At 63.5% G+C, this 12749-nt stretch carries 16 protein-coding genes; 9 read left to right on the forward strand and 7 right to left on the reverse strand.

Translation table 11 applies throughout. The features are described 5' to 3' along the window. The first annotated feature begins 26 nt into the window (after window positions 1-26). The gene (locus KUO17_RS26715) at window positions 27-233 is read left to right on the forward strand and encodes a hypothetical protein (RefSeq protein ID WP_255263638.1); all 207 of its coding nucleotides are present in this window, start codon (window positions 27-29) and stop codon (window positions 231-233) included. Further along, the gene (locus tag KUO17_RS17370) at window positions 206-1486 is read left to right on the forward strand and encodes an L-lactate permease (RefSeq protein WP_341869629.1); all 1281 of its coding nucleotides are present in this window, start codon (window positions 206-208) and stop codon (window positions 1484-1486) included. Before KUO17_RS26715 ends, KUO17_RS17370 begins: the two co-directional genes overlap by 28 nt. Window positions 1487-1499: 13 nt before the next feature. Here the strand turns inward: KUO17_RS17370 and KUO17_RS17375 are convergent, their stop codons facing one another. Beyond that, entirely contained in the window at window positions 1500-1940 is a 441-nt protein-coding gene (locus tag KUO17_RS17375) for an MAPEG family protein (RefSeq protein WP_217976764.1), read from the reverse strand. Further along, window positions 1937-2251 carry a DUF2834 domain-containing protein gene (locus tag KUO17_RS17380; RefSeq protein ID WP_217976765.1) on the reverse strand — a complete coding sequence of 105 codons (315 nt, stop codon included), beginning with the start codon at window positions 2249-2251 and terminating at the stop codon, window positions 1937-1939. Before KUO17_RS17380 ends, KUO17_RS17375 begins: the two co-directional genes overlap by 4 nt. A gap of 108 nt (window positions 2252-2359) precedes the next feature. Between KUO17_RS17380 and KUO17_RS17385 the strand changes: the two genes are divergently transcribed. Both KUO17_RS17385 and KUO17_RS17390 read left to right on the forward strand, forming a co-directional pair. Next, the gene (locus KUO17_RS17385) at window positions 2360-3235 is read left to right on the forward strand and encodes a helix-turn-helix domain-containing protein (protein WP_217976791.1); all 876 of its coding nucleotides are present in this window, start codon (window positions 2360-2362) and stop codon (window positions 3233-3235) included. Window positions 3236-3261: 26 nt separating this feature from the next. Beyond that, complete coding sequence (locus KUO17_RS17390) at window positions 3262-3912, forward strand: SMI1/KNR4 family protein (protein WP_217976766.1); 651 nt, start codon at window positions 3262-3264, stop codon at window positions 3910-3912. Window positions 3913-3970: 58 nt separating this feature from the next. Here KUO17_RS17390 and KUO17_RS17395 read toward each other — a convergent pair whose 3' ends face one another. The 3 genes from KUO17_RS17395 to KUO17_RS17405 are packed head-to-tail and all read right to left on the reverse strand — an operon-like array spanning window position 3971 to window position 5493. Beyond that, the gene (locus KUO17_RS17395; RefSeq protein WP_217976767.1) at window positions 3971-4402 is read right to left on the reverse strand and encodes a carboxymuconolactone decarboxylase family protein; all 432 of its coding nucleotides are present in this window, start codon (window positions 4400-4402) and stop codon (window positions 3971-3973) included. A gap of 27 nt (window positions 4403-4429) precedes the next feature. Next, window positions 4430-5050 (reverse strand): FMN-dependent NADH-azoreductase, encoded by a 621-nt coding sequence (locus KUO17_RS17400; protein WP_217976768.1) that lies wholly within the window; start codon window positions 5048-5050, stop codon window positions 4430-4432. Beyond that, window positions 5047-5493 carry a GNAT family N-acetyltransferase gene (locus tag KUO17_RS17405; protein WP_217976769.1) on the reverse strand — a complete coding sequence of 149 codons (447 nt, stop codon included), beginning with the start codon at window positions 5491-5493 and terminating at the stop codon, window positions 5047-5049. The genes KUO17_RS17400 and KUO17_RS17405 overlap by 4 nt, the downstream gene beginning before the upstream one ends. Window positions 5494-5579: 86 nt before the next feature. Between KUO17_RS17405 and pdxR the strand changes: the two genes are divergently transcribed. Next, a complete protein-coding gene (pdxR, locus tag KUO17_RS17410) occupies window positions 5580-6980 on the forward strand; it encodes a MocR-like pyridoxine biosynthesis transcription factor PdxR (protein WP_217976770.1) in 1401 nt (466 codons plus the stop codon). A gap of 82 nt (window positions 6981-7062) precedes the next feature. Here pdxR and KUO17_RS17415 read toward each other — a convergent pair whose 3' ends face one another. After that, window positions 7063-8271, reverse strand: coding sequence for an MFS transporter (locus KUO17_RS17415; RefSeq protein WP_217976771.1), 1209 nt, complete (start codon window positions 8269-8271; stop codon window positions 7063-7065). A 161-nt stretch (window positions 8272-8432) separates the two neighbouring features. Between KUO17_RS17415 and KUO17_RS17420 the strand changes: the two genes are divergently transcribed. The 3 genes from KUO17_RS17420 to KUO17_RS17430 are packed head-to-tail and all read left to right on the forward strand — an operon-like array spanning window position 8433 to window position 10034. Beyond that, window positions 8433-9041, forward strand: coding sequence for a TetR/AcrR family transcriptional regulator (locus KUO17_RS17420; RefSeq protein ID WP_217976772.1), 609 nt, complete (start codon window positions 8433-8435; stop codon window positions 9039-9041). A 58-nt stretch (window positions 9042-9099) separates the two neighbouring features. Beyond that, complete coding sequence (locus tag KUO17_RS17425; RefSeq protein WP_217976773.1) at window positions 9100-9540, forward strand: HIT family protein; 441 nt, start codon at window positions 9100-9102, stop codon at window positions 9538-9540. Beyond that, a complete protein-coding gene (locus KUO17_RS17430) occupies window positions 9537-10034 on the forward strand; it encodes a hypothetical protein (protein ID WP_217976774.1) in 498 nt (165 codons plus the stop codon). Before KUO17_RS17425 ends, KUO17_RS17430 begins: the two co-directional genes overlap by 4 nt. A gap of 65 nt (window positions 10035-10099) precedes the next feature. Here KUO17_RS17430 and KUO17_RS17435 read toward each other — a convergent pair whose 3' ends face one another. After that, entirely contained in the window at window positions 10100-12295 is a 2196-nt protein-coding gene (locus KUO17_RS17435) for an OsmC domain/YcaO domain-containing protein (protein WP_217976775.1), read from the reverse strand. A 159-nt stretch (window positions 12296-12454) separates the two neighbouring features. Here KUO17_RS17435 and KUO17_RS17440 point away from each other — a divergent pair, with 159 nt between their 5' ends. After that, window positions 12455-12742, forward strand: a complete 288-nt coding sequence (locus KUO17_RS17440; protein WP_255263639.1) for a hypothetical protein — start codon at window positions 12455-12457, stop codon at window positions 12740-12742. Window positions 12743-12749 lie beyond the last annotated feature (7 nt).

Here is a 12749-nt window from a genome sequence, read left to right on the forward strand (position 1 = left end):
CGTGAACTCACACAGGATATGCCGGCATGCTCGCACTGTTTCACCTTTCCCCTGTCCTGTTGGTCACGGCCATGCTCGTGGTGCTGCGCCGCCCGCCCGTACACGCCGCCATCGCAGGCACCCTGCTGGTGGTGGTGCTGTGGCTCGCCGGGGCTGCCGACGCCTGGCAGCCGGGCAGCATGCTGGCGCCACCCAGGACACCCTGGTGCTGTTCGCAAGCACCGCGTTCGTGATCGTGCCGGGGCTGGCCTTCGTGATCGTCATCGAGCGGCTGGGCGTCAACCTGGCGTTCAGCCACTGGGTGCGCTCACTGGGGTTGCGACGCGGCGATCAGGTGGTGTTCATCGTGCTGGGGCTGGCCCCGCTGCTGGAAGCGATGACCGGCTTTGGCGTTTCACTGATCGCCACGGTGCCCCTGCTGCTCAGCCTCTTCGAACGCCGCGTGGCGCTGCGCATGGCGCTGGCCGGCATGGCGATCATGCCGTGGGGTACGCTGGGCCTGGCCTCGGTCATCGGTGCGTCGCTGGCGCACCTGGATGCCCGCGAGCTGGCATCGACCTCGGCACTCACCAGCGCACCGGTGTTCCTGGGCCTCAGTGCGGTCGCGCTGTACCTGGCAGGCGTCAAGGGGCTGCGGGAATGGACCGCACTGGGCGCGATCTGGTTGCTGTTCATCGGCGTGCTTTACAGCGCCAGCCGGTGGGTGGGGCCGGAGGTTGCCGGCGTTGCCGCGGGCCTGGTGACGGCGACCGCCGTACTGTGTGCGGGCCTGTCGCGCCTGCGCCGTCAGCACAGCGAACGCCGGGCGCTGCACTGGCCGCGTGAAGCCTGGCCGTACCTGTTGCTGATCGTCGCAATCGTTGCCCTGAAGATGCTCTGGACGCTCACCGCCTGGCAGGATCTGTGGGTTGTGCAGGGCGCCCAGGTCAGCTGGAAACCGCTCGCCTCGCCGGGTGTGGCACTGATGCTGGTGCTGATCGGGCTAGGCTTGCACACACGCAACCCACAACCCTGCAGCCTGCCCGATGGGAACATCGCCAAGGGGCTGGCGGCACGTGCGAAGCGGCCATTGCTGACCATCTTCTTCTTTCTCGCCATGTCGCAGATGATGGTGAAAGCCGGCTTCCTGGCGGGGTTGATGCAGTTGCTGGCGGGCCTGTCGCCCTACGCTGCGACGCCCCTGGTTGCGCTGCTCGGCGGGTTGTCCGGCTACATGACGGGCTCGAATGTGGGCGGCAATGCGATCTTCATGCCGGCCATCGCACTGTTGCCCGACACCTCCCGCCTGTTGCTGGCCGCGGTACAGAACAGCGCTGCCGGGCATGCGGCGTTGGGCTCGCTGTCGATCGTGATGCTGATCCTGGGGCTTGCCAGGACCGAGGCCCGGGAAGAAGGCGAACTGGTGAGGTTCGGGTTCGGGCTGGTGTGTCTTAATACGGCGTTGGTGGCATGGGGGGCGGTGTTGCTGAGTGGCTGGTTGGGATAACTATTTGGGATAACTATGCGCCGGGCCTGAGCATCAGCACACCAGCGGCGATCATCGCTGCCAGCCCGGTCAGGCACACGATGCCGATGCCGTAGCACACTGTTCGCCACGGCTGCACACATGCCAGATAACTCAATGTGTGCAGGCACCGGGCTACGGTGAACGACACGCTCAACCAGGCAATGGCAGTTGCCGGCGCCCCAACGGCAATGGCCACCCCGCCCAGTGCGAAGAACAGCGGGATGTTTTCCAGATCGTTCGCCCAGGCCTTGGCGGCCCGGATCACCTGCGGGCGCTCTTCTGGCTCGGGCTGGCGCCTGAAAACGGCGGCATCCTCGGGGTTGGTGAAGGCAACATGACGCAGGCGAAAGTAACCCTGATAACAGGAAAGCGCGAACATCTTGAAAAACAGCACCACCACGCACACCGCGTAAACATCCAGGGCATCGTTCATCGCCTGCCCTCCCCGGCTACGCCCCTGACCACGATGTACAGAAGCGGGCCGAGCGAAACAAACACCGCCGTCACCAGCAGGTAGGGAAGCACGCCTGGCAACGAGCCACCGCGCATGCGGGTATCCCTCACCATCCACACACAGGCTAGCGCCGCCATCACGTACAGATCGATGACTACCTGAGCCGTGTCCGGCCGGGACAACAGCCCTAGCCCGAACGTAATCAGCGACTGCTCTGCAATAAGCATCGTCCAACCGGTATACAGCGCAAAAGCGGTCAACACGGCAAGCGCGATCAAGCGAGCTTTCATCGTCGTCTCCTGGGTAGGTATGCCCTGCAGACTAGTGATAGGGTTGTGTGCCCCTCAATGACCTGACAGGTCATGGACGCGCCCCACACGGTCAGTCAGAGTCGACGCATGCGCCATCACCCCTTCCATCCCACCCGCCCTCTCGCCAGCACCTCGGCCGGCCAGCATCTGCGCCGCCTGCGTCGTCAGGCGGGGCTGAGCCAGCTTGATCTGGCGCTTATCGCAGGTGTCTCCCAACGCCACCTCAGTTGCGTCGAGACCGGTCGCGCCAAGGCCAGCCCGAGCACCTTGCATGCCGTGCTGTCAGCCCTGGATACACCGCTGGAGCACTGCAACGAAGTGTTCCTCGCCGCCGGCTATGCGCCGCGCTACATCGCGTCTGCGCTCGACGCCCCGGCGCTGCGAATGGTGCACGGCGCCATCGAGCACATCCTGCGAGCGCAGAACCCGGCGCCTGCGATCGTCATCGACAGCCACTGGGACATCACCGCCGCCAACATCAGTACAGGACTGCTGCTGGCAATGACCGGTACTGCAGCGGGTGGTGAGTCGGGCATCAACCTGCTGGACACGCTGCTGTGCCCGGGCGGTTTGGGCGATCACCTGATCAACGCGCAGGAGGTACGCGCCGTCGCCTGGCAGCGCGCCTCGAGAGAAGCGGCAAGCAACCCCGAGCTTGCCCGCCGGCTGCAACGCCTGTCATGCCCGACAGATCTGCCACTGGCGCAAGCGCCTGCGCCGCTGGTGCTGACCCGCGTGCGTACCCTGCAGGGTGAGTTGACGTTCATGTCCACGTTCACCACCTTTGGCATGCCGCAGGACATCACCGTGGCGTCGCTGCGCATCGAGCACCTTATCCCCGCCGATACCCAGACCTGGCAGACGATGACCGCAGCCTACCAACAGTGGTCAGCCGCCGAGTCGACCAACCAGACACCGCCGCCTTTGGGTGCGGCACATAGCGTCAATCCTGTTGTAAGCTGACCGCCTTTGCCCACAGGGAAAGCGTGATGAAGACATCGATGGAGCGCCTGGAAAAATGGCTGTCCGCCCATCTTCCAGAACTGCATGACGATCTGGCGCCAGGGTGCGCAGAGGATGCGCTGGCCGCGTTCGAGCGACAGGTGGGTCGAACCTTTCCAGACGATCTCAAGGCTCTCTACAGGCTGCATGATGGGCAGACAGGGGCGGTCAACACAGGCCCGTTCTTCGGCCTCACGTTCCTGCCACTGGCACAGGCACAGGCACACTGGGCGTCATGGAAAGCGCTGGTCGATGAGTACTCGGCCGAAGAGATGAAGGAGGCGAGCGAGTTTTGCAAGTCTGCAAAACCGGGCGCTGTAAAGGACGTTTACGCAAACCCGTACTGGATCCCGTTTGCGTACGACTACGGTGGCAACCATCTGGGCGTGGACCTGGACCCCGCGGCGCGCGGAACCCTGGGGCAAGTGATCAACTTTGGTCGGGACGAAGAGGAGCGATTCGTGTTGGCGGGCTCCATGGGCGATTTCTTCGAGTGGCTGGTCGATCAACTGGAAGCCGGCAACGCGGCCATCCGAGTGGAAGATGACGGTGGGCGAAGCCTGAACACGAAAGTCCCCGAGCAGTTTCACTTTCTGGATTCGGTAGCCAGCCTGTTCGCATCCCAGCGCAACGACTGACCTGACCCAGCCGTTAAAGGTGCAGCGCCCCCAAGGGCGCGCTGACACCTCGCTTTTCTCAGAGCTTCATCCCCACCGCCAGCCGATTGAACGCATTCATCAACGCCACCGCCATCGTCAGATCGGAAATCTCGACATCGGAAAAGTGTGCCTTCAACGGCTCATACAGCGCATCGGGAGCCCCCTTCTCGCTGACGTATGTCAGCGTCTCGGCCCAGGCCAGCGCCGCCCGCTCGCGTTCGTCGAACAGTTCGCTGATGCGCCAGCCCGCCAGGCAGTCCAGCTTCGCCTGTGGCACCTCGCATTCGCGCAGGGTCTGCGAATGCTTGCCCAGGCAGAACGCGCAGCCGTTGATCTGCGAGATGCGCAGGTACACCAGTTCAAGCAGCGGCAAGCCGAGCGGGCTCGCCGCCAGCGCCGTGTTGGTCGCCAGCAGGCCTTGGTAGGCCGCAGGCGACAGGGAAGAAAACGGCAGTCTGAGTTGGCTCATGGTGAAACTCCTGTGTAGGGAAAAAGATCAGGCGCAAACGAGTGTGCTGAACAGCGGCTCCAGGGCCAGGCGGGCACGGCTGGCGTCGACCGTCGCACGCACGGCCTCCTCACCGCACACCAGGCCCTGAAGGTAGGTGAAGTGCACGTCGAACAGCCCCAGGGTGTTCAGCACGTGGCGCAGGTACGGGGTCAGAAAATCGGGTTGGCGTGCCCGCTCGCCCTGGTGGAAACCACCCGCCCCCACCAGCACGTAGACCGGGCGGTCGCGCAGCAGGCCAAGCTTGCCTTCAGGGCCTGAACTGAAGGTGCGGTGAATGCGCAGCACGTAATCGACCCAGAGCTTGAGCTGGGCTGGCAACGTGAAGTTGTGCATCGGGGTCGCGACAAGCAGCACGTCGCTACGCTCCAGCTCGCGGATCAAGGCTTCGGAAACCTCGAACACCGGCGACTCGAAGGGCGTTGTGGTGGTCAGCGCCCGGGCGTAGTCCATGCCCAATGCGGGCAACGGACAGGCGCCCAGGTCGCGTTGTGCCAGCTCGAGCGCGGGGTGGCGCTGTTGCAGGCAAGCCACCAGTTCGCGTGCCAACTGGTTCGCATGGGAAACCTCCCCTTGCGGGCTGGCATTGATCAGCAGGACATTCTTCATGCCGGGCTCCCTGGCCGAAGGCGCTGGGTGAAGTGCATGCCACGGGCCAGCAGCCCCTGGCGGAAATAGAAACGCTGGGCCAGCGGCATGTGCAGGCCGGTATCCAGCACGAAGTGATCGCACCCATGCTGCACCGCCTCCTCGCGCACGGCGCCCAACAATTGCGCCCCTAGGCCGCTGCGCTGCAGCGCCGGGCTGACCACCAGGTCATCGACGTAGATGAAACGTCCGTAGAGCAGGTTTTCCAGCAGGCGATAGCCGGCCAGGCCGACCACCTGTTCACCGTCGCACGCCGCCAGCAAGCGATAGCCCTGTTCTGCCTGGCGCAACAGTTGCGCCACGTAGGCAGCCACATCGGTGACCTGCGGGCGCAACACGCGCATCACGTCGAAACTGGCCGCAAAGCCCCGCGTGTCTTCAAGGTGCTGAAGTGAATACGTCATGTCGTCGTCCGTCGTAGCGAGAGCGCTTACTTTAGGGGCGCAATGACATAAGCTACAGGGCCGAAAAATGCATAAATGACTAGGCCATGATGTTTCCCTGCGAACCGGACCGCAGCCAGCAGGCGCCGATCTATCGTCAGCTGTATCAGCGCTTTCGTGAATCGATTGCCGATGGCCGCCTGCGACCAGGGGATCGAGTACCGGCCGTGCGGGCACTGGCGGCAGAGCTGAACCTGGCACGCGGCACCGTGGAGGCGGCCTATCAACTGCTGATCGGCGAAGGCTACCTGATGACGCGCGGCGCCGCCGGCACGGTTGTCACGCCCCACCTGGCACCCGCATCCTCGCCCCTGGCGCACATGCCGCCGGCATCGATGGCCTATCAACCCATCCATGCCGGCGAACTGCCGCTGGCGCTGCAGATGGGCCTGCCCGCCCTGGACGCCTTCCCGCGCAAGCTGTGGACCCGCCTGGCGGGCCGACAGCTGCGCCAGACCGGCCTGGAAGGGCTGGTCTACCCGGACCCGCGCGGCCATGCGCCCTTGCGCGCGGCCATCGCAACCTACCTGGGTATTTCACGCGGCATCGCCTGCCGCCCGGAACAAGTGTTCGTGTGCGCCGGCTACAGGGCCTGCCTGGACCTGATCTGCCATACGCTGATGCAGCCGGGCGACACGTGCTGGCTGGAGGAACCCGGCTATTTCATGGCCAGGAATGCCCTGCTGGAAGCCGGCGCGCAGTTGGTGCCGGTGCCGGTGGATGACCAGGGCCTGGAGGTGGCGCAAGGCATCGCCCGCGCTGCGGATGCACGCTTTGCGGTGGTAACGCCGACCCACCAGAGCCCGCTGGGCATGTCGCTGTCACTGCCACGTCGGCTGGCCCTGCTGGCCTGGGCCAATCAACGAGACAGCTGGATCATCGAGGACGACTACGACAGCGAATACCGCTACCAGGGCAAACCCCTGCCCGCCCTCAAGAGCCTGGACCAGCTGGGCCGCGTGCTTTACACCGGCACCTTCAGCAAGGTGCTGTTCCCCGGCCTGCGCCTGGCCTACCTGGTGGTACCGGCCGAGCAGAGCGATGCATTCGCGCGCCAGGCCGACCGTTTGCACAACCACTGCCCTCACCTGCTTCAGGCCACCGTCTGCGCGTTCCTCAACGAAGGCCACTTCGCGCGCCACCTGAACAAGATGCGCAACCTTTATGCACGCCGCCGCCAGTGGATGGTCGATGCGCTGCAGCAACAGTTCGGCGAGCGCCTGCTGATCAACCCCCAGGCGGGCGGCATGCACCTGGTCGCAGCGCTGAGCGAAGGCGATGACGTCAAGCTCGCCCTGCGCGCGCGGGCCGTGGGTATTGCCGTCGAACCGCTGTCGCAGTGGTATCTGCAAGGCATGCCGCGCCAAGGCCTGGTGCTTGGCTTCACCAACATCGCCAGTGCCGAACAGGCGGCCGCCGTGGCACGTCGCCTGGTTCAGGTGCTTTAGCGTTTGGCGGTCGAGGGCACCGCGATATCGAGCACTTACCAGGGGGGGCGAATCCAGCTACGTCGAGCGGGTCGACGCGTAATCATTGCCGTGCAACGGGCTGTTCCGTCTTGCTGCTGCGCCAGGCTGCCCCACAGCACACCAGCAAGGCGCCTGCGGTGAGTGCACCGGCCAACCAGAGGTTGCCGGTCGGGCCCCCGCCATCCACCACCAGCCCCCCGAGCCCGGCGCCCAGCGCGATACCGATGTTGAACACCCCCACGTACAACGATGCGGCAATCTCTACCGCATGTGGCGCAGCCTTCATCATCCACGTCATCAGGGCAACCGATACACCGCCGTACGCCAGGCCCCAGACAAGCAGCACCAGGGCGCCACCGATGTTCGAGTCACCCACCACAAGGAACAGTACTGCGGTGGCCAGCAGGCCCAATCCGATCACGCCCACGGTCGTTGTCGTGCGATGCGCCGCGGCCATGCCCGCCGCGAAATTGCCGACGATGCCGGCCACGCCATAAGCGAACAGCAAGGGGCTGATCCACTGGGTGTCGAACATCGAGATCGTCTGCAGTAATGGACGCACGAAGGTAAACGCTGCGAAATGACCGGCCACCAGCAGCAGCGTCAGCACCAGCCCGGCTTGCAGCATGCGATTGTGCAGTTGCTCAGTGAACTGGCGCACGCTCGCAGAGCGGGTTACCGGCAGCGGCGCAATGACACGCACGTGCAGGGCAAGCACCAGCGCACTGAACAGCGCCATGATGCCAAAGGCCCAACGCCATCCGAGGTTATCGCCGATCAGCGCACCCAGGGGTACGCCAAGGACCGAAGCGGCGGCTACCCCACCGAAGATGATGGACGTTGCCAGCCCGACAGAGTGATCCGGCACCAGCCGTGTCGCCAATCCACCCGCTATCGCCCAGATACCACCGATGCAAAAGCCGACCAGTACCCGCGCGGCGAGCAGCCATGCCATGCTCGGTGCCAATGCCGAGGCACTGTTGGCGAGCACCAGCAGGCCGAGCAATCCGCACAACAGCGTGCGCCGGTCCAGCCCACCCGATGCGATCACCACCAGTGGTGCGAACAACGCAGCCAGCAGCGCGGGCAGCGAAATCATCAGCCCCGCGGTGCCGGTAGTACTGCCCAGGCTGTCGGCGATAGCGGTCAGCATGCCCACCGGCAACATTTCTGTGGTGACCACCGAGAAGGTGGCCAGGGCTACCGCAACGACGGCCAGCCACGGCTTGGACGATGAGGCTTGTGCGCCAGCCAGTGCAGCGGTACGCATGGTTCAACTCCTTGAGATGAGGTCATCCAGCTTTGCCAGGCGGCTTGATGCTTGCCAGGGCAACACGGCGCAGGGACAATACATACACGCCGTATGAATAAACCCTACATTCATACGTCTCGAATGTAAATAATCATACCTCTCGTATGTAAGGAGTCTGGATGGTTCGTCGAACCCGTGTGGAGATGGAAGAAACCCGCGCCACACTGTTGACCACTGCCCGTCAGTGTTTCACCGTGCGAGGCTACGCAGACACCTCAATGGATGACCTCACTGCACAGGCGGGCTTGACCCGAGGTGCGCTGTATCACCATTTCGGCGACAAGAAAGGCCTGTTGACTGCGGTGGTGGCGCAGATCGATGCTGAAATGGATGCGCGACTGCAAGCCATCTCCGACACTGCAGAGAATGCCTGGGAAGGTTTTCGCAGGCGCTGCCGCGGGTATCTGGAAATGGCGCTGGAAGTGGAAATCCAGCGTGTCGTACTGCGCGATGCGAGGGCGGTACTGGGCGGCGCCTCGCCCGCGTCACAACGCCACTGCATCGAATCGATGCGGCGCCTGATTCAACAGCTCATGAACCAAGGCATCGTTGCCCACGCCGACGCGGGGGCACTGGCAATCCTGATCTATGGCAGCCTGGCCGAAGCGGCCTTCTGGATAGCGGACGGCGACGAAGGCGATGCGCGCCTGGAACAGGCCATTGCCGGGTTGGAGCTGCTGTTGCGCGGGCTGTTGGCCACCCCCCCAGCGGTGAAATGCACGGCATGACCAGACGGCGTTATCCATGCTTCAATACGCCGTTCCCCCACCCCATCAAGGACGATAGATGCCCCTGATCTCTGAACGTGTTGCCCTCGCCCGCAAAGGCGAAAACGACAAAGTCATCTGCCGCATGCCCTCAGGCTGGGCAGTGATGGGCGATGTGCAGTTCCTGCCGGGCTACTGCCTGCTGCTGCCCGATCCCGTCGTCGAAAGCCTGAATGATCTGGATACCGAAGCCAGGGCGACCTACCTGCTGGACATGGCACGCCTGGGTGACGCCGCCTTGCAGGCCACCGGTGCGGTGCGCATGAACTATGAAATTCTCGGCAACTCCGAGCCGGAGCTGCACTGCCACCTGTTCCCGCGCTATGCCAGCGAACCTGAACAGCACCGCAAGATGCCCGTCTGGTTCTATGACTGGAAGACCGCAATCCCCTACGCCGAGGAGGCCCACGGCGGCCTGCGTAAAAAAATTGCCGAGTTGCTGGATACCCCCGGCCGATGAGCAGCCACAGCGTCACCCTCGCCAACGGCTGGGTCGCCATGTTCGAGAACCAGGGCGAGTTCCGCATGTCTGCCGAAGGCTGGAACCTGGTGCTGCGCGGCCCCGACGATCGCACCATCGGCTACTTCAACGACCAGATCGTGCTGGTCAATGACGACGACGGTGCGCAGGCCAGGTCGTGTATCAGCCTTTCCAGCGACGGTATCTACGGGTATCTGGGCACCGCCCTGGGCCATGGCTGGGTGATCGATTTTGCGCGGGGCATGATCGCGCCACACCGCATGGACATCTACCATCACCATGACGCTTACGATGAAAGCGTCTCGGTCACCGAGCAACCCACCTTCAAGCGCGCACGCCAGTACATCCAGGTCACCGGCAGGTTCATCTACCTGACGTTCCCGCTTACCCGGGAGCGGGACTTTCCCAAGGTATGGGAAGAGTACCTGGCGATTCGACGGCGCCAGCTCGATGAGCTGTATTTTCGCAACTGAGGCTGCCCGCACATAACAAAAAAGCACCTGGCGAGGTGCTTTTCCGTCTGTCGCGGTTGCGCCGTCTACTTCGCCACGTTGGCCCGCGCAGTGTGCAGCTTCTTGTAGCTGTCGATCAGCCGCAGGTGCCGGTCCAGCCCTTCGAGCTGCAGGCTGGTCGGGGTCAGGCCGAAGAAACGCACGCTGCCCTCCACCGACCCGATCACCGCGTCCATGCGCGGGTTGCCGAACATGCGACGCAAGTTGACCTCGTAATCGTCCAGTTCCAGCTCGTCGTCCAGCACAATCTCCAGCACCGCGTTCATGGCCTGATAGAACAAGCCGCGCTCGACCGTGTTGTCGTTGAACTGCAGGAAGGCGCCGACCAGGTCGCTGGCCTCCTCGTACTGCTGCAGGGCGAGATAGATCAGCAGTTTGAGTTCCAGAATCGTCAACTGGCCCCAGGCCGTATTGTCATCGAACTCGATGCCGATCAGGGTCTTGATGTCGGTGTAGTCGTCCAGCTCGCTGTCTTCCAGGCGCTCGACCAGCGCTTGCAGGCCGGCGTCGTCCAGGCGATGCAGGTTGAGGATATCTTCGCGGAAGAACAGCGCCTTGTTGGTGTTGTCCCAGATCAGGTCGTCGATCGGGTAGATCTCCGAATAATCCGGCACCAGGATGCGGCAGGCGGTGGCGCCCAGGTGTTCGTACACCGCCATGTAGGTTTCCTTGCCCATGGCTTGGAGGATGCCGAACAGGGTCGCGGCTTCTTGCTCGTTGGAGTTCTCGCCCTGGCCCGAGAAGTCCCACTCGACGAACTCGAAATCGGACCTGGCACTGAAGAAGCGCCACGACACCACGCCGCTGGAGTCGATGAAATGCTCGACAAAGTTGTTCGGCTCGGTCACCGCGTTGCTTTCAAAGGTCGGCTGCGGCAGGTCGTTCAGGCCTTCGAAGCTGCGGCCCTGCAGCAACTCGGTGAGGCTGCGCTCCAGTGCCACTTCAAAGCTTGGGTGCGCGCCGAACGAGGCGAATACGCCCCCCGTGCGCGGGTTCATCAAGGTGACACACATCACCGGGAACTCGCCGCCCAACGACGCATCCTTGACCAGCACCGGGAAGCCCTGGGCCTCAAGGCCTTCAATACCCGCCAGGATGCCCGGGTACTTGGCAAGCACCTGGTGCGGCACATCCGGCAGGGCCAGTTCGCCCTCCAGGATTTCGCGCTTGACCGCGCGTTCGAAGATTTCCGACAGGCATTGCACCTGAGCTTCGGCCAGCGTGTTGCCGGCGCTCATGCCATTGCTCAAATACAGGTTTTCGACCAGGTTGGACGGGAAGTACACCACCTCGCCGTCGGACTGGCGCACGTACGGCAGCGAACAGATGCCGCGCTGCACATTGCCGGAGTTGGTGTCGTACAGGTGCGAGCCACGCAGCTCGCCCTCCGGGTTGTAGATCTGCAGGCAGTACGCATCAAGGATTTCAGCCGGCAGCGCGTCTTTGCGGCCTGGTTTGAACCAGCGCTCATCGGGGTAATGCACGAACGCCGCGTTGGCGATGTCCTCACCCCAGAACTGGTCGTTGTAGAAGAAGTTGCAGTTCAGGCGCTCGATGAACTCGCCCAGCGCCGACGCCAGGGCGCCTTCCTTGGTAGCGCCCTTGCCGTTGGTGAAGCACATCGGCGAATGCGCGTCGCGCACATGCAGCGACCACACGTTGGGCACGATATTGCGCCACGAGGCGATTTCGATCTTCATGCCAAGGCCGGCGAGGATGCCGGACATGTTGGCGATGGTCTGCTCCAGCGGCAGGTCCTTGCCGGCGATGTAGGTGCTGGCATCCGAGGCCGAATCGGGCATCAGCAGCGCCTGGGCGTCGGCGTCGAGGTTCTGCACCTCTTCGATCACGAACTCAGGCCCGGCTTGCACCACCTTTTTCACCGTGCAACGGTCGATGGAGCGCAGGATGCCCTGGCGGTCCTTGTCGCTGATGTCTGCCGGCAGCTCGACCTGGATCTTGAAGATCTGGTTGTAGCGGTTTTCCGGGTCGACAATGTTGTTTTGCGACAGGCGGATGTTGTCGGTGGGGATATCGCGGGTCTGGCAGTACAACTTCACGAAGTACGCGGCGCACAGGGCCGAGGATGCCAGGAAATAATCGAACGGGCCCGGTGCCGAGCCATCGCCCTTGTAGCGGATTGGTTGATCGGCCACCACCGTGAAATCATCGAACTTGGCTTCAAGTCGAAGGTTGTCGAGAAAATTGACCTTGATTTCCATGCGGGATTACCATTACCAAGCAAAACGAAATTGGCCGCCATTATCCAGTTTTTCCGCCAGAAGTCGTGCGCGATCTGTCAGTGTGCAACCCGGCGGCCTCCTTCGCTGGCTTGCCAGCGAAGGAGGCCGGTACAGGCAATGCACATCCGAGGTTCGCGCATGACCATGACAACCGCCCGTCGGCCCCTGCTCTACCTGCTCGCCGTCGCCCTGACATTGACCGCCGGTTGCTCAGGCAACGCCTCCAAGGCCCGCTATATCGCGGCACACCAAGGCTCCAACTGCTATGCCAAGGCGGTCCCTTCTGCGGGCGAAGGCGGCCTGGCGTGGGGCGATACCCTGGGCATCGCCCGCAAGAAGTCGCTCGACAACTGCAAGCGCTACGCCGGCCGCTCCGGTGGCACACCCGCGACGTGCCAGGTGGTGTTGGCCAAGTGCAAGGATTGACGCCTGC

This window comes from Pseudomonas aegrilactucae, from assembly GCF_019168305.1.
GTDB classification, from domain to species: domain Bacteria; phylum Pseudomonadota; class Gammaproteobacteria; order Pseudomonadales; family Pseudomonadaceae; genus Aquipseudomonas; species Aquipseudomonas aegrilactucae.